The organism is Enterococcus sp. 4E1_DIV0656 (genome assembly GCF_002140695.1).
GTDB lineage: Bacteria > Bacillota > Bacilli > Lactobacillales > Enterococcaceae > Enterococcus_D > Enterococcus_D entomosocium.
Map to the genome: position 1 here is coordinate 143,563 of NZ_NGLF01000003.1, position 24,991 is coordinate 168,553.

A 24,991-nucleotide genomic window follows, 5' to 3' on the forward strand; every position below is an offset into this window, starting at 1 on the left:
AAAGGAGCTGACAACTTTGGCTTACGCATTAAAAAGTTTCAAATCATTAAATGCCTTGAGAATTACTCTAAACGGAAAAAACTCATCACAATCATATGCCAAGTTCATGAATTTTCTCGAAACTCATCAGCATCATCAGGAAGACGACTTTACCTACTATATCCCCCTTTCACTCTTTAATGAATGGATGGAAAATTTTTCCTTTGTAACCACCATGGTTGAAACCGAAAACTCGATACGGGGCATTGAAGAACCCATCAACCTAGAGTTCCCTATAGTTAACAAACATATAGACACAATGAAGTTGACACCTTTCGCTTTTCAGAAAGTTGGTATCAGCTATTTAGTGTCTAATAAAGTTGGTATTATTGGCGACGAAATGGGACTCGGGAAAACCCTACAAGCTTTGGGCGCTGCTTACTACTTAAAGAATGAGAATATTTTAAATAAGATTATAGTTATTTGTCCTTCTGCGGTGAAATACCAATGGGCCGAAGAAGTAGAAAAATTTACTGATATGTCAGCAGTCGTGCTCGATGGTAATAAAACAAAAAGAGAAAAGATTCTTGAGGTATGGAGCAAAGATTCAACTAACTTTCTACTAGCTAACTATGAGTTAGTCCGTAATGATATTGAAGCTTTTGAATCTCTTCCTTTTGACTGTATTATTCTCGACGAGGCTCATCGTATGAAAAACAGAACCTCGAAAACTTTTCAAGCAGTAGCTAGATTACAACCAGAATACCGTTTTGCTTTGACTGGAACCCCTATGCAAAATAAACCAGAAGAAGCATTTGCTTTGATGAGTTGGATAGCTCCTGATGTGTTTGGAGGAATCACAAAATTTAGAGAAAAACATGTAGTGGTTGGTGAAAAATTTGGCAAACGCTTCGTCGATTTAGGTTATAAGAATCTTGATGAGATTCGTGAAAAAATGGCACCATTCATACTTCGTCGATTGAAAAAAGATGTTGCAGATGAATTACCAACTATCGTTCATTCGACTTCTTATAGTGAAATGAACGCACCTCAAAAAGCCGTCTATACAGCTATTGAGACTGATAAAGCGGCTATACAGAAAACCATAAAGGAAATATACGAGACTTCGGCTAAGGCGCAGTCAGACCCTAATTTCAAGACTCCTGAAGAAGAGTTGCTGTCAGGCTTTAGGTATATGCAAATAGCTGTTTCTGACCACCCACATTTACTGCTTCAAGGTAAATCTAAAATGGCCAAAAAGTATCTTCCGCTTTTGAAAAAATGCAAAACTTCTCCTAAAATGGAAGAACTTTTTGAAACACTTAAACCACTTATTGAGAACGGGCATAAAGTAGTTATGTTTTCTACTTATACAACAATGCTGAAGATTATATATGACCGATTTTATACTCAGTTTGACCAAGAACCATATGTTATTGCAGGTCACATCGATGCCAAGCAAAGACAAGCACAAATAAAAAGATTTAGAGAATACGACGACCGGCAAATTATGTTATGCTCTGATGCTGCTAATTATGGCATCAATCTACAGTTCGCAGATGTCCTTATTAACTATGATTTACCTTGGAATCCAGCTGTGATTGAACAAAGATATGGTCGTATCCATCGCATAGGCTCAACATATGAGCAGGTAACAATGATTGATATGGTTACTAAAGATACTATTGATGAGAAAATTCTCAAAACATTAGAAACTAAACGTGATTTAAATTCCGGATTGATTGAAAAAACTGAAGAAGAAATTCGCATTATGATTAAACAGCTTGAGGAGATTGCGTGATGATTACTAATTTAGAAATAATCCAACTTGTTTGCTCCCTCCTGCTTTTTTTCGTCTTTTACTGGATTGTTGTAGCAATCGTGATGTCGGGTAAAAGAGAAAAGTTTAATAAGAGTATATATGAAAAGGAAGATGAAGAATGACTCCACTCTTGATTGTAATAACAGTAACTGTTTCTTTATGGGTAATCCTTGGTTTTTATTATTTCCACAAATTGAACAAAGAAGCCTCGTCTATCAAGAAGTCTATTCTTGAAGACAAGGCTAAAGAAATACTGCATGGAAAAACAGAAGGATGGGAATTTATGTTAAGTGGTGTCAGGACAGCGGCAGAAAACAAACCACTAATTAAATTTATCAATGAAAAGGACTCAAGACCATTCAGATTTTATACCCTAACCGCACTAAAAACTATTCTTGTGTCACCGTTCCTTCTAATCGCTGACGTTGTCTATCTCTTCTCAGAAAATCGTCCCAATACATGACCAAATCGTCTGGGATTGCTTTATATAATTTATCAACCGTGTCAGAAACATAATTGAAATCTGCAGGATACATTCTGCGTTTGCAATCAACACAATAAACAACATCATTACCAGCTTTGGTATATTCAAAGAATTTCAAAATACCTGCACAATATGGACAGTTACGGCCTTGGTCTAGGAAGTTTAATGCTTCCCTGTACCCACCCTCGCCTATTATTGTCCATTCCTTTGCATCTTTTAAGACATTTTGGTAGAGCTCGATGTCTTTGCTGACCTGATTTAAAATCGTATCTTCATCATCGTACCAATTTTTTTTCTTAATAACCACCCAATCAAATCCTTTCTAAATAAATGAGGTGATACTATGGATATCGAACAACTATCTTTTTTTGATACTAACCCCTTGGAAGAAAATAAATCAACCCCTACTCCGAGTCGTCGAGAGCAACTAAGGGCTATCCGGGCCACAAAAAAGGTCGAAGAAGAAAAATATGACATTGATTTATCAGCCTATAAAGTTAACGAAGATATCGGAAAAATTTATACTAAATTCGATTGGGTTGACGGTTTTGACTTATTTCATAATAAAAGTCTTGGTGGCATGTCGATAGAGTATATGAAACAAGAGTATATGAAGAGGCAAGAATTACGAGAGTCAAAAGAGGATATACGCTTCTTCCCTTCTTCACTTGGTAGATGTAAACGGATGATTACATACCAAATGCTTCATTACCGTGCAACACCAAAAACCGGTACTAATCTAAGCGTCCTTGAAAACGGGACAAGCTTCCATGACCGAATGGAAAAAGTTTGTAATGATATGGGTATTCTAGTAGCTCCTGAGCTTTCAATAAAGAATGATGACCTCTGTATATCGGGTAGAACAGATGCAGTTGTATGGAACTTCTTGGACCCGTTGGAACATCCGATTCAAGGAGAAACTAGTACCGAAGAAGAGAAAATTGTCTTAAATAATTCAAAAGGAGAGACAGTATACGTTGGTCCTCAAGAGCGGGTTCTCTTAATTGAATTTAAATCTATCAAGGACAAGTCTTTTCATTCGTTAGGAAAATCTAAACCCAAGAAAGAACATGAAATGCAACTTCAACTTTATTTCTTTTTAACGGGTATAGAAAAAGGAATAATCTATTACGAAAACAAAAACACACAAGATACTAAAGAATATATAATAGAAAAGGATGATGACAAAATTGCAGAAGTCCTTAAAGAAATACAAATTGTATTGGACCTAGCTAGGAAGCATGAACTCGCCCAAAGGGAATATACTCCAAACGATATTCATTGTCGTTACTGTGATTATAGAGAACACTGCTATCCTAATAGTCAGCCTTTTCGATTCGAAGATTTATTCACCCTACCTGAGGAACATGACAATTAGAATATAACAATAAAAAAGAAGCCTCTATAATGAGACTTCTTTTTTACTATACATAACTTTCTTTTAAGAGATACGCTAACTCTGCTTGAACTAAATCTACAGATTTTCGTCTTCTAGTGTATATGGTATTTATATGTAAGCACATCATATCTGCTATTGTACCATCACTGAGCTTGTCCCAATAATGCAACTTCAAGATGTTCCTATCAAATACAGACAATGCTTTAAATGCTTCATGACAGTGACCATTCGTCCATCTGATTGTTAATGTATCATCATTCAGCATATCTTTATAGTATTGGTCTTCAAAAACTGTAAAGTCATCTTCAATAGCAATGTTTTCTATTAAATCTGTAAGACGGTCATTTTCAACCCATAAAATATCTTCTGAAAATAATGTTTTCTGAATGTAAGTGAACACGTCGTGATGAAATGAATTAGATATATAAGTATCAAAATTAACTTTTACTGATTTCTTCTTATAACTATGTACTTTCTCAATGAACATCAGAACTAAATCGTCTTTGATTTGGCGCCTGTCTAGTTTATTCATCATTTCATGTTGCAGGTAATCTGTAAAAGCATAGATGCTATCGTAAATGCTCTCATTCATTAGATTATATTTCAAGCGTTCAATCACTTCGTTGTCTGTAGCAAATAATTGGAACAGTCTACGGGTAGGCTTATCTTTTAAATCCAATTTTCCATAAACCAATAACGAGTAAAAATTCCCTAAGAATTTTCCTAACCGTTTATCGTATCTATAGCCGTATTCTACAAGTACCTTTTCTAATGCTTCGCTATCTCCGTTTTTTGCCTGCAGGACCAAACTGTCGATTGTCTGACACATGAGTCATCACCCTTCTTAAATCAACTTTTTTCTTTAGTTGCCTTTTTCTTGTTTGTTTTTTTCTTTGCCCTTTTCTTCTTTTCTTTGGTATGTAATCCACCTTCTAAAAATATTTGACTACATGACCAGGCGATTCCGAGGGCATCAGCAATATCATTATGTTTTTTAAAGTTAGAAAGATAGTCTTGAAAATACAACTGAAGGACATAGAAACATTCAAACTTAGAATAAGCATTTTTCTTTTTGTAAGAATCTTTTGGGTCATAAGGTAATATGCCTGATTCTTTTACCCAGTATTTTCTCCATGCAGCAGGAATTTGTAGATAACAAGGCAAGTTGAACTTTCCAGCTAAGGTCAATACGATACCAGATACACGAGCCAGTTTCTTTAGTGTATCTGCATTATTTGACATAAATTGGTCTTCAACAGCTATTGCAGTGATGTCAAAATTCATCAGTATGGTTTCAATTTGGGCATATAAATCATAGAAGAAGTCGGGGCTATCTGCCTTGCCCTTTAAATCACCAACATAATATACTGTTTTATTTTCATCAACTACAGCTAAACCTGTGTTCGTGGTTGATGGGTCAATTCCTAGAAATAAAATAAGCTTCACCTCTTTCATTGAGAAAATAACCATTAGAAAAGTTAGAGTAAAGAGAGCAAATCATTTTCATTTAGTTTCAAAAAAAGCCCCAGAGAATAGGTTTCTCTGAGACTAGAATATTCAGGCTTTTAATCAATTAATTCGCAAAGGGTATATGCTACTTTTGATAACTTTCCTTTGACAAATGTTTGAAGTTTTTCGTCTAATTCTGCTACGTTTATTACTTCTTTTTTTCTTGCTTGATAGATACTACTACGTTCATCTGCAATCACTTTATTCAGAGTCGAAACAATACTTTCTTCAGCTCCTAAGAATACTTTGGATGATTCTGCAATTGATTCAGAGAGCTCTTCTTGCGCAGTTGTTAACTCACTCATTCGAATGTTGAGAATTTCTCTAATTAGTTTATCTTCTAAATACCCCGAGCTAATTAAATGTTCTCCAGCGAGCTGATTTTTCTTAGGAGTTTCATTATAAGTCATCTTTCCAGATGCCTCATCAATAGTGATGACTAGCGAATCTTCTTCCTCAGTTTCATCAACTACTTCCAAATTGAATAACTCATCTTCTTCAGAATAATCTTCTGGAGCAAGCTCTTCATCTTCGGTGTATTCATCATTCGCATTTTTATGAAATAAGTTAACAATATTCTCTACAACTTCACCATATTCATTATCTTCGATACCTTTCAAAGAAAGCTCAGTAAAGTAATTCTCTTTGATATCTCCAAGCTTGCTTTCATCACTTTTTACAACAGATTCGATAGATTGGTTAAAATCAATTGTTTTCGATTGCTCAATTTCAGTGGCTGCTACCGATTGTTTTAGACGAGCTGCAAAGTCAGCTAAATCACTTGTTTTTATATCCATCATGCTTCCTCCTGCGCTTGAGCCATTGCTTTTTTAAGACGTGCTCTTCGTCGTTTAAGCTTTTTAAGGTCATCCATCGACTCTACTGGTCGTTTCTTTTTTTGTTGTTTTTTAATATGTTCAGAAATTTGTTTGTTGATTTTGGCTGATTCTTCAGTTTCTTCGAAGTAATAAGCTTCGAAACTTACTGAACCATCCTCTTTAATACCTGAACTATACTGCTTACAACCTTCAACATAGCCATTATCACGAAGATAATATGCCACTGTTTCTTGAAGCAAACGTAAGTAAATTTGATGATGGGCCTCTTTTTCGGATAAGGCATGATAACGCTGTGGATTCGAGTCAACTAGTTGATTCACTATTTCTTTTTTAAACTCATCTGATAGTTCGTTTGTAGCTAAAATGATATCTACTCCATTTGCCGGAATTAAAATCGTCCGAATGGTTAAGTTTTGAACTGTTTGCTCCGAAATAAACATAGGAATTGCCTGTTCATCTAATACTGCATTTTCCATTTCTCGTGATAGTGACACTTCTGATTTATTAACCTCTACCTCTGATAACATATGTATTCTCCTTTATTCAGCAGTTACGACAATATCCTCTTTCGAGTTATCCGAAACTGATTCTTGTTTACTATTATGTGCTGTTTCTTTGGTTTCCTTAATCCAAGTTACGTCACCGTAATCGTTTATTTCCCCGACCAGGATACCTTTTTTGGTTTTAATTTTAAGCATTTATATCACCCGTTTCCTTTGACTCAATAAGTTTGTTCCTCGGAACCTCCTTAATCCAAGAAATGTCTCCGAACTCAGTTGGTTTAAATTTTGAGCTTCTCATTAAGGTTGCTCGACTAATGGTTTGGGTGCTAAAGCATTTTCCCAAGCCTGCTGTTCTGTCATACTCAGCAATCTGGCGTAAGATGTAAGGTGAGTCAATGGCACTTCTCCAATTAAACTAATCATTGGAAGACCGCCTTCGTCCATTCTTAAAACGATACCCGATTCTACTGCGATTTTTTCTTTAGTTTCTGACATGTGATTTCTCCTTTTATTCAAAATTAATATTGTCGCATTCTGATAAGAATGGACATGTTTGACACATAAAACTTTGTCTAGGATAAGGCTTTATCGTTTGGATTCCTTTAACAAATGACTCAACAACTCTGAGCATTCGTTTATACTCCTTAGACGTTCTAACCAAAGGTATTTGTAAGGACTGATTTACGTAATGTGCTGTAAATTGGTCCGGATATTCTTTGAATGTTTTTACAAAAGCATAGTGCATGAATGTGGAATATAAGTCGTGATTTAAGAAGAATTCATTTGGTTTTTTCTTCGACATATTAAAATCTACGATTTCGACTAAGCGTCGCTCTTTATCTGGAGAAAGGACTTCTCGAATTAATCCAAAAGTACCCTTTATACATACCCCATCAATAATGATTTCATAAGGATGATTAACCGCTAGTATTGCTTGTTCGATGCCTGCATTAGAAGCATAAAACTTTTGAAGAGTCTCATATCCTCTGTGGACGTATTGCTCTTTTTCCGCCTTTGCTCTTTGTGCCGCTTCTTTAGGGTCACGATTGAAAATGTCTTTTTCTTCCGTTCCGTTAGCTTCGTTCCATAACGAAAGATATTTTGAATACAATTGTTTTAAAGTTGGCGTACTCCCTTTTTGTAAAAGGGTATAAAAGTAAAAGATTGTTTTTTGAATGCACTCGTTATATATTTCAGGTTTCGATGACATCACGAGTTTATTTGAGCCCTTTAACTTTGCTTGATACTGTAAATGGTGTTTCATTGGGCAGTCCATATACACAAAGATTTCATCGACTGAAAATGTTAAATCATTTGCAACGCCTGACATTCATATCTATCTCCCTTTTGTACATTTACGCTTCGAAAGAGCGTTCCATTCTCATTTGTTTTGATTTACAGACAGGACACTCGACAGCTTCGTCTGACAAATTGTCTTCACTGTAATCAAAAAAGCAATCATCCATAGACATTTCATATTCACAATTCAGACAAATTAACCATAGGTTTTCCATTTCATTGTCTTCATTGAAATAATCATCGTTCATTGTGGAATCATTTGATTAATATACTGAAATCAAATGGGCACACATCCTTTCTTGTGTCAGTATGCACTTTTTTTCTATACGCATATAACAAGGATTTTTTACAGAAAAGTCAACCCGCTAAATTTATATTTTAGGTCTTTACTTATTGATTGAAGAAAATTAATCAATACATGAGAGCAGAGGGGATACTCCCTAGTCTCGGATAAAAATGAAAGATTGAAAGGAAGAAAAAAAATGTTAGATGAACAAACCAATGAGAGCACTATTGCTCTAGATGTATTTAATCAGGAAAAAAATTATTCGTTTTTCCATGCAATTAGTCAGATTCAAGCTGGAACACCGCAAGAAATTGTTGATTTTAAAAAATCAAACTCTAGAGAACCCGACTATCCGTACCTTTCAGGTGATGCGATTATTTATATGCTAAACAAATATTTTGCCTATAGCTGGAGCTTTCAAATTATCCGAACTGAAATCATCCCTGGACAAGCATTAAAACAAAGAGACGGTGGCGAACCAATTCAGCAAAATGCTCATGTACAAAGCTTGGGCCGATTGACTATACCTGGATTGGGGGTTAGGGAACAATGGGGTTCTGCATCAATTAATGGTAGTACAGACCTTCAGCAATCTACTTTTAAGAGTGCTTCTACTGACGCTTTAAAAAAATGTGCATCTATGTTTGGAGTTGGTTTGGATGTGTCTAATAAATACAAACCTGCATATGCCGGGTTCTCCTTTACTGCCCATGACACCTTTGGACCAGAATATGATAAACACATCATCGCTTCAATCATGGATTCTAGAGAGCAGTCAGCGAATATAGCCAAGCAAAAAGCTCGCAATGCTGCTCAAGAAAGACAACAAAGCCCACAACAGAACGTTGCTTCACAGAGTAATTCAACACAACAACAGCCGAATCAACAACAAATTCAGCCACAGCAAGGAAACTTGACTGAATCATGGTCGACTGCTCCACAACCTAATGTAAATGAGCCAATCAATACCCCTGAACAGCTGCAAAATGCTTCTCAGGAGCCCGTAAACAATCAGACTCCTAATCATGCACCTTCAGAGCAAGGAACCACAGAACAGCAGCCACAGCCGCATCCCGCTCCTGCAAATCTAAAAATTACTAACGATGAGTACATGGCATTAAAAGAAGTAATGAAAGAAGCAGGACTAGTAACAATTAACGATTTAGTTCCATATATTCAAATGGCTCTGAACAACGAATTTGCTGGCTACAGTGATTTATCTAGTGAGAATGTTGAGTTAGTCATTGTGGAAATAATGAAAATTTTAGGATAAAAACCAGGAGGAATACCCCATGTCTAAAGTTGATACCAATGATGTATTTTATGTCAGCGAAATGTTTCTACAAGACATAAAAAAAATCGAAAAGAAGAAAGATGGCAGGTTTGATGTCACTGATGATTATTTATTGGCATTACGAAAAGATGTCACCTTTCTATTGTCTGGAGATACGAAAGTTGATGATTTACTTTCTGCTTTTAAAAAAGCAATGAGTTTACCTGATATACAAAAACTTGTCTACTCGCCTTCAGACGTTCTTACAGAATTGCGTATCCCATTTAAACATGGGGTACCTGATTTTGACCCAGAGGAAGATTTACTTTACTTTGGAAAGTTCTATTACCACCCCCTCTTACAAGTCTCCGGAGCAAAGACTAGATATGTCATGAAGGAGAACCACGAAATAGTAGAAGTTGAGAGTGAACCCTTTTATCTAGAGTTAAAACCTAGATTTACTATGACCGATTTAATACAATGGTTCATTGTCAAAACAAATAATTCACATCCGAATCTAAAAGGATTCAGAACTCAATTCCATTCTATGCTTCCTATTTACGGTCTAGATATGCTCCTCTATATGATTGAAGCTGCATGCACACCAAATGATAATGGCCGCAATTATTTCCCGAAAGCCCCTAGGTTTTTAGAAGAAGACACTTATATAGAAGAAGCCAAGCGTCTTTATTATCAAAGAATACAAATGCTAAAGGAGTCTGATATTTATGGAATCATCCCTAGAAGTGGCCGCTACTGTCACTGATACAAATGAAAATGATAAGAACCAACCAGCTCCTTTAAGCGACTTTGTCGTCTATGAATATGGACACAAGCAGGCAACACCGGGAGGAAAAACTTGGTTCACTAGAAACTATTTTCTACAAGAAAACGATAGTTTCGAATTTAGAAAGTTTTACGAAAACTCTGGGATTTATCGTTCCGCTTTTGCTTATCAACGCCAAGTTACAGATAACGAAACGGTTTACGAATCTCAAGTAATGGGCAACTTTTATATGGATTTTGATAATGAGGAAAATATTGAACTCGCACGTAAAGATGCTCTACAAGCTATCTATCTAATGAGCCAAAACTACAGATATAACCTTCCTATTGAAGCTTTTCGTATCTACTTTTCTGGGAAAAAGGGATTCCACGTAATTATTCCTTGGCAATATTTTGGATTCAAACCTGACTACAATCTTGATGAAGTATTTCGAATGATGGCCAAGGATTTAAGAGAATTTTGTGCTTACGGAAGTCTTGATATGTCTGTTTATGAAAGAAGACGTGTCTTAAGAATGGAAAACAGCATACACGAAGGTACTGGGCTCCATAAGATACCTTTAACTTATGAGCAGCTCAGAGACTTTACCGAGGAAGAAATCAGAGAGCAGGCAACAAATAACTTCAAGTTTAAATATCCAAAGCCCTACCTAGTAAAACAAGCTGAGAAAATTTATCTAGAGAAGTTTAAAGAAGTAGTTGCTGCAAAGTCTATTGTTTACTCCGGTGTTAGAAAACCTCTTGACTACACCCCGTCACATATTCAAGAACTGTTAGACTTGGGCCCTGTATCTGGCTATAGGAACAACTCCATGGCTGTTCTTGCATCGTTCTTCAATAATCAGGGATATTCTGTTGACCAAATAATTGAGGAAATTACTAAATGGGCTGCCCCTGCTCTATCTGGACCAGACCCTATTCGTAAAAGTGAAATCAAAGCTACAGTAAATAGTATTGTACGAAGAGGATGGAATTACGGAGTAGAAAAAATAAAGGAACTTATTCCAACTTTGAGTGACAATTATGAACCGGAAAAATAAGTTTTAAAGAAGGAGAAAACATGAGCACACAGATTTTCTTAACAAAAGTTTTATGCAAGGGGGAAAAACTAGATGAATACAGCAAATGATACCTTTTTCGGTAATCAGTCTACCACCCTTTCTGACCTGTTGGTTGAAGATAGCTTTGCCGATAACAGTTTTGATTTTACACAAACTGCTGAAGTAGACCCTATGGGAGTGCCTTATTTTGAATTGAACTCTTCCGTTAGTGCGCCTACACCAATAATTAACGAAGACATTGGGGAACCAGCATTGTTCAAAAAAATGGAAAAAATTATTGAAGCCGTTGATGCCTATAGCTGGGCTCGAGGAGAAATGGGCGGCTTAGATTGGGGATTTCCTCAATACAACGAAGCCTTTGAAGGATTAAATACCGGCGTTACATTATTTGCTGGCGGTTCAAACGTCGGTAAATCTGGTATGTTGGCGGAAATTGGTTGGAAAGTAGCTAAAGCTAATAGCTTTATCGACGAAAATCATCCTAAAAAAGCCTTCGTTTTATATTTTTCTCTAGATGATAGTTGTAATGAATTGATTCCTCGTGTCATCGCAATTGACCAACGTATCAAAATTAATGCTGTTCGTTTCCCTAAGAAATATAGCCATATCGGCGAACTGATGGATAAAAGAGCTCAAGGAATACAAGCACTCAAAGATTCCGTCGCCCACTTTGCTATGATAGACGCTAACGAAGGACAGTCCATTGAGCATATTGAAAAAACAATGATGGAATACAAAGATATGTTAGAAACACACTTCCCAGAGGAATACACATTAGTGGCTATTATTGATAACTTTCATGATATCTCCGTCGATAAAAAGGGATATACAGAAGAGAATGCTCGCATTGACCATATTGCTGGAGAACTAACAAATCTCGCAACTCGCTTTGATTCTCCCATTATTTGCTCTGCTGAGTTTAGAAAAATAAACGTATTTAAACGCCCACAACTTGATGATATCAAATCTTCAGGTAAGGCAGTATATGAAGCAAAAGCCATATTATTATGCCATAACGATGTCGGAGTTAAAGGCGAACAGGCACAAGTTTATTGGGAAGTTGAAGAACAAGGCGAAATTGTGAAAATGCCGATTTTCGAAACCCAAATCGCAAAAAATAAGTTTTCAAGCTTTAAAGGTCGTGTTCTTTTTCGTTTTACTCCTGAGATTTCTTCTTTTGACGAATTACCAAAAGAGGAAGCCAGAAAATATATACAATTAATTGCGAGTTAGAGCCTAACAATCCCTTTTAAATTGAGTAGTCATATAAGATTTGAGAAGGAGATATTTAATGAATGGACATAATTTAACAATCGAGGGCCTTTCAAAAAGTATACGTGAAGCTACTATAATCACGCATGATGGAAAGACATACATCAATCCAAGGAAAACACATGGTTGGAAAGAAATTCTTTTAGACCATTTCAGTCAAGCCCCTACCTACTCCCATAATCAATTTAAAGATGAGTATGGTGTCGATGTTTCTAAGGCAACAACAGTGGGAGCAATAAGAAAATCTATTGGCAACAAACTTACTCTCTTTGGTATTAGTACAAAGCCAATTGGATTATATCAGGATGCGAAGAAAAGAATACGAGAGCTATTTTTCAATAATGAAGAATCTTATTTCGATAATTTTACTTCAGCTTTTTATTCGTATATGAATCCTGATTATTCCGAAGTAATTAGAGTTTATGTTAATGGTCGATATTACTATATAATTTTAGGGAAGTGAAAAAATGGAAAACGGAAACGAAATTATCTTCCAATTAACTATTGCAGATGCAATAGCCACCGGACAAGATAAACACCCTGACATGGAACCCGAGTTAGTCGAGTCCCTAATTAGGAAAAACATCAGTAAAATTAAAAATGGTTTGTCTTCTGGCCTAATTTGGGATGAAGTCCTTTGCTATTGTTTTGAGGAAATCGTCAAATAGTATTTGGCATTAAAATACTCTAGCCTTCAGTTTATTCTGGGGGCTATTTTAGTGAGGAGCTGAATAACTTTGCCATACAATATATTACCGATGATTATCCGAACGATAACTTACGCTGCTACACAGTCAGTAATGAACGCTTTTTTAAACGAGCCATTAAGGGATTTGAGATATAAAAAAAGAAAGATGCCCAAAGGTGGAGGTAAAAATAATACACTCAAAAATGTTATTGTATCCGACTCCATGCCGTGGGATAATAGCTTGAACAAAAAAGAGTATTTATATCAAAGAGAAAAAAAGAATTATTTGAAAGAGAAAATCAAGGAGATTACAGAATGAATAATGATATTCCGAATATATCAAAGCTAGCTCCAGACCGCATAAAGGTAATCGATGAAAATAAAGAAGGCGGAGGATGTTACATCACATTTGACGATAAATCGTTAATGTATTTTGAAGAGGCTGATAAACGAATGGCCTATAAAATTGCGGAACATTTATTTGATGCTTTAGAATCCGGGTACCAAAGTGGTTTGTTGCTAGGATTTTTTAACAAAGAAATGGCCAGAGAAGAATTAATTAATAGAGATTTATTACCATTTTAAGGAGGGGCGTTATGCCCTTCCTTTTTTATTTTGGGAGGAATACAATGGAAAAGAATATTGAAAAAAATACAAAAGCTCTATTACAGATTATCAAAGACATTTCTTCAATTACGCATAAAAGAGAGATAGATATTTTAAGAGAAGCAGTAGAGGTCTCTGCATTGTTTTTTAGTTCAACCATTACACCTCATTATGAAACAAAATTGCCCGGTTTTGAACAAGTTACAAGAAATAGACTGCTGCGTTTAAATAGTATTTTAGAAGCTACTCCTAAAAATATATCTAACTTGTATAAGGATTTCCTTAACGAATTGATTAAATCTTTTTCGGATTGTCCTTATGATTACTTAGGAGAATTAATCAATAATCTATCCGGATTTAGTTCAAGGCTTGGGCAGTTTATGACTCCTGGAAACGTTGCAGATTTAATGAATGAAATAAGTATAGCATCCGATTCTGAGGGCGAGGTTAAGACCATCAACGACCCGGCTTGTGGAACTGGTGGTTTAGCAATTAGCATTGGAAAATCTTACTTGAAAAAAGGTATTAATTATCAACCAATTACACAAGTTTTTTGCAGCGACATCGATTTGTTCATGGTTCAATGCACATATGTTCAGCTATCTTTGATGGGTTTTGAAGGTTCAGTCATACATTCCGACACATTAAAGGGAGCTGCTTTTTCAGAAAATGAAATGTGGATACTACCCTACTCCGTTATCGATGGGAAAAAGAAACAAATAGAAAAGGAAAACGAACATCAATTCGAAGAATTAAAGAAGTTTCTATCTGGCTTCCTTAATTATACGGGTTGATTTTTTTATTCTCCTAGATTAGATTGTAAAAAGTCAAAAAGGAGTGCAAAATATGGCTTACTCAATTATGTCTGAAGAGTTAAGATTTAATAAAAAGAATCGAAGGAAAATTAACATCGTTTATGGGAAGGATAACTATACCATAATCATTGCAAAGTTCATCCGATTTATTGAAAAAGATGTTGAAACACTAGATTCCAAAGAGTTGATACATGCGATGCAAATTTTTAATCTCAGTACTGGTCAGTTACCTGTTGGGTTAATTGATGGGGAACATTTCAGCTGGAGAGAATCTTTGTACAGTTTACCGATAAAGGACAAACAGATTATATTGAATCAAAAAGATAATCTGAAATCTAGTTGTATTGTTTTAACTGAAGAGTACAAGCAACTTAATTTAACCAACGGACCTCTTTTGAAGGTTTTAAATGCTTTTGCATTCTTTGATGGTGAGATATTACCCAAAAAAGCTGAAAACTATCATTCTGATATATCTAAAACTTCAATCAAAACAAATTTAAATGGTTTGATTAGACAAATTAATACTATACGAATACTTTCTTTAAAAAGAATTTCAGCTATATATAGAATATATCAAGCAGCAACTAGAAATGACCTATTTAATTCGATGGCCCCATCAAATTTCTCAACACAGTTAGCACTCTATTTAGACTGTCTCTTATACACATCTAGATGTGTATAAGAGACAGATATAAAGCAGCAACTAGAAATGACCTATTTAATTCGATGGCCCCATCAAATTTCTCAACACAGTTAGCACTCTATTTGGAAATGGATTCAAATCCTAAGTTATATCACAACTATACTGATTTGCCGTTCCAACAAGCACTTGGAATCTTCTTAACAACTCTTTACGAGAACGAAATAAATTTTCGACTTAACCAAGAGCATGAAAATGAATCAGAAGGCGAGTACGCAAAGGCATTTATGACCAAACGAAATATTTCCAAAGAGAAGCAAGCGCTTATGAATAATAATAGCTTTATCAAAAACGGATTTACTTTTCTTGAGCTCGACAATTCTATAGATGGTCCAACTTTTAAACACCTCGAAGAAAAATGGATTGATGTTTATAAACATCTTCCTAGAACTACGAATCCCCCAGTTCTTCGTTTTAGAAAACTGGGTCAACATAACGCCTCTGGGATATATTTTAGTTATCATAATTGTATCTGTGTTGATGTTAGAGATACTACTAGTTTAATTCATGAATATGGGCATTATCTAGATTACAACTATGGGCAAGGCACAATTTCGTTGTCAGAAGATTTCAGGCCAATTATTAAGAACTACAAAGAAGTGCTTCTAAATACCTACGGTTCGACATTGTCTCCTTCAAGAATGAAGTATTATTCCACACCAACAGAAGTATTTGCTAGAGCTTTTGAGATATGGTTTAATCATTATTCTCCATCAGAAGAATTCAACAAAAATGCAGAAGTATTTTCAACCGAACCACAATACATGTCTTTTGACCCGTCCAATCGATTATTATTATTTAATTTTTTCAATAAAATTTTCTTTAAAATTTAGGAGCATATCAATGAAGATTGTCCATTCTACAGACCGAAAAAATATTATATTACTTGAGGACATGAAAGTCTTCCAAATAAATGAATGTGATTGGGTGGCCTCACCCACACTGATAGAAGCATTGATACTATATCATAACGAGTTTTCTCTTGATGCGGATTTTTGCACTCCAAGAGAAGTAAACCTTGATACCGAAGGAATGTGGGACTTTTCTTCTATCAAATATTCAGAAGCACTAATCAATGGTACCTTCCCTACAGCAAGTAAACCTCCCGTATTTGGAGATTTATATTATTACGAAGGTGAAGTATATGAATTTGTCCCTTTTAGGAAAGCTTTGGAGAGTACACCTCCTTCCGTTTATGTAATACAATCAATAGAATAAATAAAAGAGAGAGTAACCATTAAGGCTGCTCTCTCTTTTTTCTATTTCTTGTTCAACAGTGGCTTCATTAGCTGTTTTGTAGCAAATTCTACCAAAGCTGGAGTAATTAAAGCTTTTTCTCCATCAGTCAATGGAGCTTCTAACATTAGTGTATGTAACTGATTAGAAACAAGTTTAATCATTTCTTCTTCTGTAACAACACCATCTTCTTTTGCAGCATTCACGCTCTCAATGGCTTGGTCAATTAAAGGAGCCGCAATTGTTAAAATATCAATTGCAGTATTACCAGTAGTCTCCCCTGCCTTTTTACCTTTGACAAAACGTAAACCGAGTAGAGCAATAAGCCCTGCAAAAACTACTGCTGTTGCAATTACTTCATAATCCATATTTAAATACCCCTTTCGAATTAGACAGCTGCGACATATACACGTTTTTTACTTTGAGAACCTATGTACGAGTACCACGTATAACCGTCAGCTACTACTGTTTGGTCATAATTAAAGGTTGCACCCTGAGGATAACTACCAACGATTGGAGCATTTTTTGAAGCTGCGCTTCGAATGTTGGCACCGATGGCACTCTTGATTTTGTAACTTCCAGTTTTCTTGGCTGGAGCAACTGTAATCTCTTCAACATCAGCTTTATTCGCAGTAAGCAAATGTCCTGACTGTGTGATTAATCTAGGACATCCTGCCTTTGTATACTTAAGACCAGTAATTGCGAATACAGTTCCTGCTTTATAACTGCCACCGTAAGTAGAATTACCAGTAAACTCTACGTCAGTTAACTTTCTCAACCCTTGGGCTGTTTTCAAGCGAACTTTTTTAGGGTTTACAGTGAAGTACTGTTTGGAAAAATCTTTTGCAGGAGTGCTGTTTGCCTCTGGTTTTTTTACAGGTGTAGGTTCTTTTGTTGGAGCAGGAGCTTTAGCATTATAGCCAAGAGCTGCAGTTGCTGCAACCACTGCTTTGTCCATGTTCTTAAGCAATGATTCTACGTCACCTTTACGGTCAATAAAGCACCATTCAATTAACAACATGCGACCAGTTGTATTGCGATGAACATAAAAATTATTAGTAGCTTTAGCACCACGGTCAGGAATACCTAAAGCATTTGCAATTGCTTTAGAAATCGCAGCTGCATAAGCCTTAGAAACAGCATCGCCTTCCCAATACCAAACTTCGGTCCCAGTTCCGACACCACCAGATGCATTCAAGTGATGGCTGATATTGATATTGCTACCTGACTTCGATACAGCATTCACCTTGGCAGAAATCTTCGCCAAGTTATCGTTGATAGATGTTGAATTCTCTACAGAACAATCAACACCGCCAGTGATACTTAGCCATTTTTTGTTGATTTGTGAAGCAATAATATGTTCCCCATACTTGCCCCAAACGGCACCTGGGTCGGTACCTCCGTGACCTGCATGAGAAGATGTAATTTTGACTGCTGACATGAGTCGTCCTCCTTAAAAAAATGTATTTTCACCGGATAGACCGGCTATATTCAATCGTCGCTTGTATTACTACATGGACGCAGAATCCGTAAAAAAGTGTTTGAAATAAAATTGTTAGTAGCTCTGAAGGAAAATTAATGAGCTCTGTGTGGTTTGTAAGTTTGTAGTAGAAATAGAAGTACAATCTCTTTGCAATGACTCCCGATAATATGGAATAAAAGATTGATTTATAGTTTGAGGCTTTGGTGATTTTGAAGAAGCTATATGCCCACCAAATAGTCATCGCCATTATTAAACGACTTGCGCCTAATAAAACAAATGTCTGAGTATGAATCCCCGGCGTGACGAAAACTACTGAAGCAGTCCATATCACTGACAAAGGGATACCGATAGTCGGACCTCCAGCAAAGATACCTATAATGATTGGTAGTGCCGAAAGTCCCAACATATCACTTGAATTTGAAGGTAGAAACATAACTTCTAGACCCTGAATTAAAAAGATTATTGATGATAGGAAGACCACAAAAAAGATGCTTCCTTTATTTGTTTTTTTCATCTGTATCCTCCTTTTCGCCGATTTCTTTTAAGATTTCGCCTAAAGGATTTTTCTTAATTACTGTGGAATAAATCAGCTTTATAAGATTAATTTCTTTAGAATGCCCCATTGCTGCAATTAGACTAAAAATCTGAGTTGTCTCTATCACAAAAAGTGCAAACAACATATAATTTCTTGTACTTGGAGCATTATTCAGAAAGATGTCGAATCCATTTCCGATGAAAATCAGAACGCTGTATCTAGCAAGTTTTGAAATGGTGTATTGGATGAATTCAGAAGTTGTTTTTAGAGGAGATTTTTTGTGTAGGTTGTAATTCATTGCTAGCTCGAGCAACAAAATACCAATGAAAATATTGAGACAAGCATGAGGCGGTCCATAGACGAATACCACCAATCCTGTAAGAAGGGCTAATAGTTCGTCCTTCCAATCAGGAGTGGTTACAAATAGCGTATACAAGAAGGTCCTCCCCCTTTCTAAGTAATGTCGTTTGTTTTAAAGGTGTAAGGGAAAACCATTTGTTTGATTACTGGAGTTTTATCTCCGAGTTTCCTTAGAATTGTTTTGATATAAACTTTATTTAAAGGAGCTACTATGTTTGAACCAAATTCGAATTCTGTTGAAAGTGATTCATCATAATATAGATGGTGTTCTACGAGGTCAGTTAAATCTGTTTCAGATACATCTGCTGGGATTGCTTCTGGCATCTGAATGATTTGGAAGTTTTGTGAGGGGTTTGAAGTTGATAACTCTGAAACAAATTGAGTATCTTTTTCTGAATAAAGATGATACTGAAGGTCTATTCCCTGAAAACCATAAGCAAATACTCTCTCATTGTTGTTTTCAAACCAATAGGGTTGACTAAACAAGATACGTAGTTCGGTAATCTCTGTTTTTTCAAAGGAAAAGAATAGATTCTCCGCATTTTCTATTGGAATAGGTGTTTCTATATCATTAACTAGTTTGGTTGGAAAGTTTTGAAGTCTTGCCCACTGGTCTCCGTATCCCCGATAGAAGACATCTTCTATGGTCATAGAGCCTAATGGATATGGTGTGATTGTGAGGACATTTGAATAGAGATTATTTAATCCCTGTATTGGTACTTTGATATGTATTTCTCCGAAAACCTTTGTTACACATTCCTCTTTCTTGAATGTGCTGTTTCTAATCCAATAAGTTTCTTTTTTTCTATCTACTATTGAAGCTAGTCCTTCACTAGATACGTCTTGATAAACTCTCTCTTTAGTTTCACCGTTAAGCGAAGCAGTATCATTGGTTTCTCTAGCATAGACTTCCAAGCCTTGAGGTAAGAAGACTTCTCCTGAATCTGTTTGGTAGCTGAGTTTTGAAGTGATATTCGTAGGAAATGTCGTAGCGATACCATAATTAGAATCAATATAAGCCTGTTGCATGGAGGCGTTCAACTTTATTCCCTTTGTATCATAAAATGAACGAAGAACTCTCATTTCATTTGCCTTGTAACCCTCAAGATTGTATCGGTCTTGAAGTTCTTTTACTTTCATTTCGAGTTCATATAGCTTTTTCTGAAAGAAGTGATGTTCTCTCAAAACGATATCCATATTGGTTTCTATCTTCATTTCATTTGAATTCAACACATCAAACAAAGAAGCTATATCTTTTTGTATACTTGTAACTTTGGAATTGAACTCTTTAGATGAGCTAGGACCCTTATGAAGGTTTCTCGTTCTGGTACTTTCTAATTGCAAAAGTTACTTACCTCCTTTAATAGATGACTTTAAGAAAGTGGTTGATTCTTCTAAGCTATCTATTTTTGATTTAATTCCAACATTTAGCCCTGGTAAAGATACTGAAGTTTCCTCTAGATTCTTAATTAGGACTTCTTGAATTTGAATTGTTGTTGCTTCCAAATTCTTGGGCTGATAATGAGGATAAATCCTCAAATTTATTTTTTGGTTTTCAGTACAATAAATCTTGTGGTCTACGTAAACGAAGTCGGAAGAAGGAAAAACTACAGTTTTTAAATCTGGTCCTGTCCGATTGATATCGTCTACTCCAAATTTGACTGCATCACAATTGCCTTTTATTTTCTTCAGTTTTAATCTTATATACAGAATATCTCCTGGCTTTACAGTCACCGATTGAGAAATAAAAGCGGGGTCCAGATTTCCGTCTGACGACACCTGAATTCCACCGTCTACAGATGTTTTAACCACTCCATTAGACGTTGTCCATACGCTATCTAAAATATTTTGGGAAATACCAGCAAAGCCTGATAAGCTGCAGTAGTGGCCTGCGGTACCAATATTTGTAGTAGCTTTGGTTCCTTCCCCAAAAAGAACAAGGTCAAAATTATCTTCCTCATTTTGAACCTGTCCCCTCTCTCCTTCCTTCTCACCACCAATCCTTTGCACATAATAAAGGTCATGGCTCATACCCATAGTAATGTTTATGAAATCCTCTCTAGAAGTAACGCCTCTATAAGGTGCATGGATTTTTTCAGTTGTCGGACGATGCTTTCTTAGTAGTTTATTATTAGTGAATGAGGTATTTTTTGGCATTAGCTGAACTCCAATCGATATGATTTTATAACAGGTGAGGGAATATTTTCGCCATTCTCTCGTTCTAAATAAGCTCTTATTAGCATTGCTGGTTCCTTATCTAAAGCCAGTTCATCTGCGTAATCATAATAAAGGTCAAATGGAAGCCCAGGAAGTGCGAAGTTGGTTAATATCTCAATTCCTTCCGAGGTTTTTCTTGTACTAAATACTGAATGGTCATTTTGTTTTGTATTATATTTTAAGTCGAAAAGAGGAATTTCTTGGAGGGGTTTAGAGGAAGAATACGAATAGGTAGCTAAAGATTGAGGATTGAATCCTAACGAAAAATTCATACCTGCTGCTGAAGTTGCATTCTTACCATTGATAAAAATTGCTATTTCATTCCAGCCAGTTTTAAAAGCAATGTTTACAGTTTTTTTCTCTCCTGGAGAACCTTCAAAGATGATATCTCCATTAACAAAAAGTGCAAATGGGTCGGAAGAGATGGGAGCTGTTGAGATAATTATGTCGTTACTCTCGTTGTAAAAACCGGCTTTACACAAATATTTACCAGTTTGTTCGTCAGTCCAACCTTTTAAAACATCGCCAGACTTTGAGTTGTTCATTAGAGAGTATCTAAGTTTAGTTCCATCATGTACTTTCTTCCAGTCTTCTATTGATGGAATGCTATCAACATCTTTGCTTGGAAACGATGATATCTCCCATGAATCACGTCCTGTATATAGCTTTAAACTACCATCGATGATTGCTTTATCTGGAATGTATTGAGTTACTTTATTTCCAGTATTGGTAGAAAGCCTATAAATAGGTATGCCATTAGTAACTAACCCTTCCGCTTCGGACTGAACAATTGAGTATTCAGAAGGGAAGAACATTTTTAAACTCTCATTTCTTTTAATATTAGAAAACTGTAATGTCTGTGGTTCAGTTGGATTAATTCTTTCTATTGGGTCTAATGGATGCCAGTCATAGTTATCATCCTCTTGAGGTAAGGCTACTTCATATCTTATTGAAGTCCCTGTTGGAACAACTTCATTTACACTTAATCTGACCTTGTCAATGCGATAGTTTTCTGAAGCATTTTTTAAAGACAATGGTTCACTTTGAAATAACCCTTTACTCGGATATTGCTTATTGTAAAATTGAACTTTTTTCAAACCAAATAAATACATGAAATTATAACTATCTGTTGCAGGAAGAATCTCATCAGATTCAATTTTATCCATGATTATTCTGACGGCTTTCATATTCATAGAAGGAAATTGAACTGAGTAACTGTCTTTCACTTCCACTTTCTCTTGGTTATAAGGAATCTCATACCAAGAATATCCATCATTTGTAAATTCTACTTTTGCGAAAAATCGCTTTATACTCATGAAATCAATGTCTATTTTATTAACTGTATAAGATTTATCGAATTGAATTTCTACAAGTCCAGTTAGTGAGCGGTTCTCTTTCAGTATGTATTGTTTCTGCCAAACCGTATCTGAATTATCCTTTAAAACATCTTGTAAACTTCCTGTTAGAACTGCATCCTTCTTGTCAAGAATAGATTCAGCGATTGAAAATTGTGTTTTGGCATCAGGATAGATTCTTGAAGAGGTGTTTTTTTCCTCCACTAAACGAACTTGTTTTTCTTTTGTATCAACGAATATATCTGAAGAAACCTTTTTGTCTACTTTGGATAATTCATCAAAAGTGTCGTAAGCATAGGCAAGATACCCACTAGAGTTATATGACATAATTTTTTGTTTAAGTTCGTTTTCTATCGACGAAATTTCTGTAGCCAATTTTTCTTTTTCAACTTCAAAATTACTTTGGTATTTGTTTAATAGTTTGTGAACATCAATAATGTTGTCGTACAAAATACTTAAATCATCATGTATTGAGTTATTATCTTTGTTTATACGTCCTGAGGAAATAATTTCTGTTGTTCGATAAGGTTTAAATTTGTATTTTGGCTGACTGAGTTTTTGGTCCCTCATCGCCATATTCAATCTCCAGATAAACTCCTTAGAGTCTGGTAAAATACCTCTTTGTAAGGAATCTTGGAGTATTCCCTCTGTGATTTGATTCAATCTTTTATTGTGAATACTCATAGAACATCCTCCTTCTTAACAATACGTAGCGCAACATCTTCTAGTATTGGAGTTGTCGTTTCATAATCAATACCATCAGGCCTGCTAAGCGAAACTCTGAATCTTACGCTATTTGGTTTTTCTTCCGTTTTTAATAGCTTCTTATGTATTTGAAATGAACTTGCTAAATCAACTTCATTCGCATTTAGTTCATATATCTTAGGAGGGAACTTATCGTCAACCGGTTCCTGATGCATCGGACTAATTCGGTGCCAATTTACATCATCAAAGGAAACTTCATACTTAATCCAATCATTCGATTCAGAAATTATTTTCATATACTCTGAAGGGATTTTTTCATTGGCATAAAGCATCACTTTAGCAATCTCACCATCAATCTCGTACTTTTGAGAAACAAATGAGGATTTGGGTTCAAAACGGTAACTCATTATATTGATATCTCGCAAGGCGATTACATGTCTCCAACCTTGGTCTGTGGCAACAATCTCCTTTTTGTAAACGACAGACTCACCATTTAGTGAACGAGAATACTCTCCTGTTGGTTCATCTTTTAATTCTTCAACCTTAGGAATTTGTGTCCAATATTCTTGATTCTTTGTACGGACCTTATATACCTCTTGGCCAATAGTCTCCGTATAACTTTCTGTTTGGTCAAAAACAAATTCAACGAAGCGTGCTTCTCTGGCTTTAAATCCCCATACTCCCTGACCTGTGAATTTTGCGTCAGCGGCGTTATTTGAATTATCAAAAAGGTCTTCAACCTTGTAAGTTTCTGGTGTTTCATTCAAGTCTTTATCGATAACAAAATTATCTTTTTCAAAAAGTCCCTCATACTCAAATCCATCTTTTGAAGTTCTTATTGAGTAGACGTTAACTCTGTTAGTAGAATTTGCAGGATAGTATGGATTTACGTTAATCCAGTTTATAGTTTGCACTTTGTCTAGTTCCACAACAACTTTGAGTCGTAGTCTGGTTCCCATTTTGTTTCCTTTAATCCACTCAAAATCATATCTTTTATTCTGATTTATAAAGTCAGTAGGAACATTAACCATTTGGTATTCAAATATAGTGTCGCTACGATTGTCTAAGAGCACGTCTGGCGCATCATTGCTTACGGTAGCGTTACTATTAAGAAATATGTATTGGCTGCTCTTAGAGCCGTTCTCATCGGTAATTTGAATACGTCTAGCGATGTGGCCTGTCCCCGCCTCCCCATTTCCTTCCAAAGAAGCAATCCTTGCATTTTCAGATATGTTCTCTGTCTTGCTTCTAGCTAATGTCAGGACTCCTTCTGTAGAAGATACTTGAGCAGATGATATACCATCTAGTTGAAAATCAGAATCCTGGCTCTTTGGATTCTCAAAACTTTCTTTGAAGTACAAATTCGTAATATTTTGTTCATTTGAAATTAGATTCAAATCGCCCACAAGACTATTCAGTCCACTAATCTCAGAAAGTAATCTCTTCTTCTCCGAATGCATATAGTTGTAAGTATCTGTAATGAATTTACTAGTATTATCATGTTCTTTATACATAATATTTACATCAGCCGATATTGTATCCATTGTTTCAATAAAATCTTCGACGAATGGAACTTGGTGTCTATCTACAAGCTTTCGCTTATATAAGGGAGAACCAATATTCTTTATGTAATCTTGATAGTACTCTTCTATTAGTAGTCTTAAATCTTCTTCATCTACACTAGTTTGTAAGTCTTTCTTTGCTTTCTCAACTATATAAGCTAACTGGTTATCGTGTATTGTAGAGCGAAGATTAAATTTTGCTTCTGCCATACTCCCA

Annotated in this window: 31 protein-coding genes; 15 read left to right on the forward strand and 16 right to left on the reverse strand. The window is 35.6% G+C overall.

Annotated features, from left to right (window positions below; translation table 11 throughout):
* The first annotated feature begins 16 nt into the window (after positions 1–16).
* A complete protein-coding gene (locus tag A5882_RS18330; protein ID WP_086373377.1) occupies positions 17–1,780 on the forward strand; it encodes a DEAD/DEAH box helicase in 1,764 nt (587 codons plus the stop codon).
* The gene (locus A5882_RS20030; RefSeq protein WP_217808285.1) at positions 1,780–1,923 is read left to right on the forward strand and encodes a hypothetical protein; all 144 of its coding nucleotides are present in this window, start codon (positions 1,780–1,782) and stop codon (positions 1,921–1,923) included. Before A5882_RS18330 ends, A5882_RS20030 begins: the two co-directional genes overlap by 1 nt.
* Before the next feature lie 267 nt (positions 1,924–2,190).
* Here the strand turns inward: A5882_RS20030 and A5882_RS18335 are convergent, their stop codons facing one another.
* Positions 2,191–2,592 (reverse strand): hypothetical protein, encoded by a 402-nt coding sequence (locus tag A5882_RS18335; RefSeq protein WP_086373378.1) that lies wholly within the window; start codon positions 2,590–2,592, stop codon positions 2,191–2,193.
* A 36-nt stretch (positions 2,593–2,628) separates the two neighbouring features.
* Here A5882_RS18335 and A5882_RS18340 point away from each other — a divergent pair, with 36 nt between their 5' ends.
* Positions 2,629–3,663: a Dna2/Cas4 domain-containing protein gene (locus A5882_RS18340; RefSeq protein WP_086373379.1), complete on the forward strand. Its 1,035-nt coding sequence runs from the start codon at positions 2,629–2,631 to the stop codon at positions 3,661–3,663.
* A 46-nt stretch (positions 3,664–3,709) separates the two neighbouring features.
* On the opposite strand, the gene A5882_RS18345 is transcribed toward A5882_RS18340, so the two are convergent.
* The 7 genes from A5882_RS18345 to A5882_RS18370 all read right to left on the reverse strand — a co-directional run bounded on the left by A5882_RS18345 (position 3,710) and on the right by A5882_RS18370 (position 7,865).
* Positions 3,710–4,513: a sigma-70 family RNA polymerase sigma factor gene (locus A5882_RS18345; protein WP_086373380.1), complete on the reverse strand. Its 804-nt coding sequence runs from the start codon at positions 4,511–4,513 to the stop codon at positions 3,710–3,712.
* 20 nt (positions 4,514–4,533) lie between these two features.
* Positions 4,534–5,139, reverse strand: a complete 606-nt coding sequence (locus tag A5882_RS18350; protein WP_176462057.1) for a crossover junction endodeoxyribonuclease RuvC — start codon at positions 5,137–5,139, stop codon at positions 4,534–4,536.
* 110 nt (positions 5,140–5,249) lie between these two features.
* Positions 5,250–5,990, reverse strand: coding sequence for a hypothetical protein (locus A5882_RS18355; RefSeq protein WP_086373382.1), 741 nt, complete (start codon positions 5,988–5,990; stop codon positions 5,250–5,252).
* Entirely contained in the window at positions 5,990–6,559 is a 570-nt protein-coding gene (locus tag A5882_RS18360; protein WP_086373383.1) for a hypothetical protein, read from the reverse strand. Before A5882_RS18360 ends, A5882_RS18355 begins: the two co-directional genes overlap by 1 nt.
* 12 nt (positions 6,560–6,571) lie before the next feature.
* Positions 6,572–6,730 carry a hypothetical protein gene (locus tag A5882_RS19925; protein ID WP_176462058.1) on the reverse strand — a complete coding sequence of 53 codons (159 nt, stop codon included), beginning with the start codon at positions 6,728–6,730 and terminating at the stop codon, positions 6,572–6,574.
* Between the two features lie 102 nt (positions 6,731–6,832).
* The gene (locus A5882_RS18365; protein WP_086373384.1) at positions 6,833–7,030 is read right to left on the reverse strand and encodes a hypothetical protein; all 198 of its coding nucleotides are present in this window, start codon (positions 7,028–7,030) and stop codon (positions 6,833–6,835) included.
* 13 nt (positions 7,031–7,043) lie between these two features.
* A complete protein-coding gene (locus A5882_RS18370) occupies positions 7,044–7,865 on the reverse strand; it encodes a PD-(D/E)XK nuclease family protein (protein WP_086373385.1) in 822 nt (273 codons plus the stop codon).
* A 451-nt stretch (positions 7,866–8,316) separates the two neighbouring features.
* Between A5882_RS18370 and A5882_RS18375 the strand changes: the two genes are divergently transcribed.
* From A5882_RS18375 to A5882_RS18430, 12 genes are all read left to right on the forward strand, one after another.
* On the forward strand, positions 8,317–9,393 hold the full coding sequence (locus A5882_RS18375; RefSeq protein ID WP_086373386.1) for a Rad52/Rad22 family DNA repair protein: 1,077 nt from the start codon (positions 8,317–8,319) through the stop codon (positions 9,391–9,393).
* Positions 9,394–9,412: 19 nt separating this feature from the next.
* Positions 9,413–10,159 (forward strand): hypothetical protein, encoded by a 747-nt coding sequence (locus A5882_RS18380; RefSeq protein ID WP_086373387.1) that lies wholly within the window; start codon positions 9,413–9,415, stop codon positions 10,157–10,159.
* A complete protein-coding gene (locus A5882_RS18385) occupies positions 10,122–11,219 on the forward strand; it encodes a primase C-terminal domain-containing protein (RefSeq protein WP_086373388.1) in 1,098 nt (365 codons plus the stop codon). Before A5882_RS18380 ends, A5882_RS18385 begins: the two co-directional genes overlap by 38 nt.
* A gap of 72 nt (positions 11,220–11,291) precedes the next feature.
* Entirely contained in the window at positions 11,292–12,473 is a 1,182-nt protein-coding gene (locus tag A5882_RS18390; RefSeq protein ID WP_086373389.1) for a DnaB-like helicase C-terminal domain-containing protein, read from the forward strand.
* Between the two features lie 58 nt (positions 12,474–12,531).
* The gene (locus A5882_RS18395; protein ID WP_086373390.1) at positions 12,532–12,975 is read left to right on the forward strand and encodes a hypothetical protein; all 444 of its coding nucleotides are present in this window, start codon (positions 12,532–12,534) and stop codon (positions 12,973–12,975) included.
* A gap of 4 nt (positions 12,976–12,979) precedes the next feature.
* On the forward strand, positions 12,980–13,180 hold the full coding sequence (locus A5882_RS18400) for a hypothetical protein (protein WP_086373391.1): 201 nt from the start codon (positions 12,980–12,982) through the stop codon (positions 13,178–13,180).
* A gap of 69 nt (positions 13,181–13,249) precedes the next feature.
* Positions 13,250–13,519, forward strand: a complete 270-nt coding sequence (locus A5882_RS18405) for a hypothetical protein (RefSeq protein WP_086373392.1) — start codon at positions 13,250–13,252, stop codon at positions 13,517–13,519.
* The gene (locus tag A5882_RS18410) at positions 13,516–13,785 is read left to right on the forward strand and encodes a hypothetical protein (RefSeq protein ID WP_086373393.1); all 270 of its coding nucleotides are present in this window, start codon (positions 13,516–13,518) and stop codon (positions 13,783–13,785) included. Before A5882_RS18405 ends, A5882_RS18410 begins: the two co-directional genes overlap by 4 nt.
* Before the next feature lie 44 nt (positions 13,786–13,829).
* Positions 13,830–14,600, forward strand: coding sequence for an N-6 DNA methylase (locus tag A5882_RS18415; protein ID WP_176462059.1), 771 nt, complete (start codon positions 13,830–13,832; stop codon positions 14,598–14,600).
* Positions 14,601–14,652: 52 nt separating this feature from the next.
* Positions 14,653–15,303 (forward strand): hypothetical protein, encoded by a 651-nt coding sequence (locus A5882_RS18420; protein ID WP_086373395.1) that lies wholly within the window; start codon positions 14,653–14,655, stop codon positions 15,301–15,303.
* 44 nt (positions 15,304–15,347) lie between these two features.
* Positions 15,348–16,154 carry a hypothetical protein gene (locus tag A5882_RS18425; protein ID WP_086373396.1) on the forward strand — a complete coding sequence of 269 codons (807 nt, stop codon included), beginning with the start codon at positions 15,348–15,350 and terminating at the stop codon, positions 16,152–16,154.
* Positions 16,155–16,164: 10 nt separating this feature from the next.
* The gene (locus tag A5882_RS18430) at positions 16,165–16,539 is read left to right on the forward strand and encodes a hypothetical protein (RefSeq protein ID WP_086373397.1); all 375 of its coding nucleotides are present in this window, start codon (positions 16,165–16,167) and stop codon (positions 16,537–16,539) included.
* Between the two features lie 41 nt (positions 16,540–16,580).
* Here the strand turns inward: A5882_RS18430 and A5882_RS18435 are convergent, their stop codons facing one another.
* The 8 genes from A5882_RS18435 to A5882_RS18470 are packed head-to-tail and all read right to left on the reverse strand — an operon-like array spanning position 16,581 to position 24,984.
* Complete coding sequence (locus tag A5882_RS18435; RefSeq protein ID WP_086373398.1) at positions 16,581–16,925, reverse strand: hypothetical protein; 345 nt, start codon at positions 16,923–16,925, stop codon at positions 16,581–16,583.
* A 20-nt stretch (positions 16,926–16,945) separates the two neighbouring features.
* Complete coding sequence (locus tag A5882_RS18440) at positions 16,946–17,998, reverse strand: N-acetylmuramoyl-L-alanine amidase (RefSeq protein ID WP_086373399.1); 1,053 nt, start codon at positions 17,996–17,998, stop codon at positions 16,946–16,948.
* A 28-nt stretch (positions 17,999–18,026) separates the two neighbouring features.
* Positions 18,027–18,554: a hypothetical protein gene (locus tag A5882_RS18445; protein WP_086373400.1), complete on the reverse strand. Its 528-nt coding sequence runs from the start codon at positions 18,552–18,554 to the stop codon at positions 18,027–18,029.
* A complete protein-coding gene (locus A5882_RS18450; protein WP_086373401.1) occupies positions 18,538–19,011 on the reverse strand; it encodes a hypothetical protein in 474 nt (157 codons plus the stop codon). The genes A5882_RS18445 and A5882_RS18450 overlap by 17 nt, the downstream gene beginning before the upstream one ends.
* A 17-nt stretch (positions 19,012–19,028) precedes the next feature.
* Positions 19,029–20,279 (reverse strand): hypothetical protein, encoded by a 1,251-nt coding sequence (locus A5882_RS18455; protein WP_086373402.1) that lies wholly within the window; start codon positions 20,277–20,279, stop codon positions 19,029–19,031.
* A 3-nt stretch (positions 20,280–20,282) separates the two neighbouring features.
* Entirely contained in the window at positions 20,283–21,092 is an 810-nt protein-coding gene (locus A5882_RS18460) for a hypothetical protein (protein ID WP_086373403.1), read from the reverse strand.
* On the reverse strand, positions 21,092–23,191 hold the full coding sequence (locus tag A5882_RS18465) for a hypothetical protein (protein ID WP_086373404.1): 2,100 nt from the start codon (positions 23,189–23,191) through the stop codon (positions 21,092–21,094). Before A5882_RS18465 ends, A5882_RS18460 begins: the two co-directional genes overlap by 1 nt.
* On the reverse strand, positions 23,188–24,984 hold the full coding sequence (locus A5882_RS18470) for a hypothetical protein (protein WP_086373405.1): 1,797 nt from the start codon (positions 24,982–24,984) through the stop codon (positions 23,188–23,190). Before A5882_RS18470 ends, A5882_RS18465 begins: the two co-directional genes overlap by 4 nt.
* Positions 24,985–24,991: the final 7 nt, after the last annotated feature.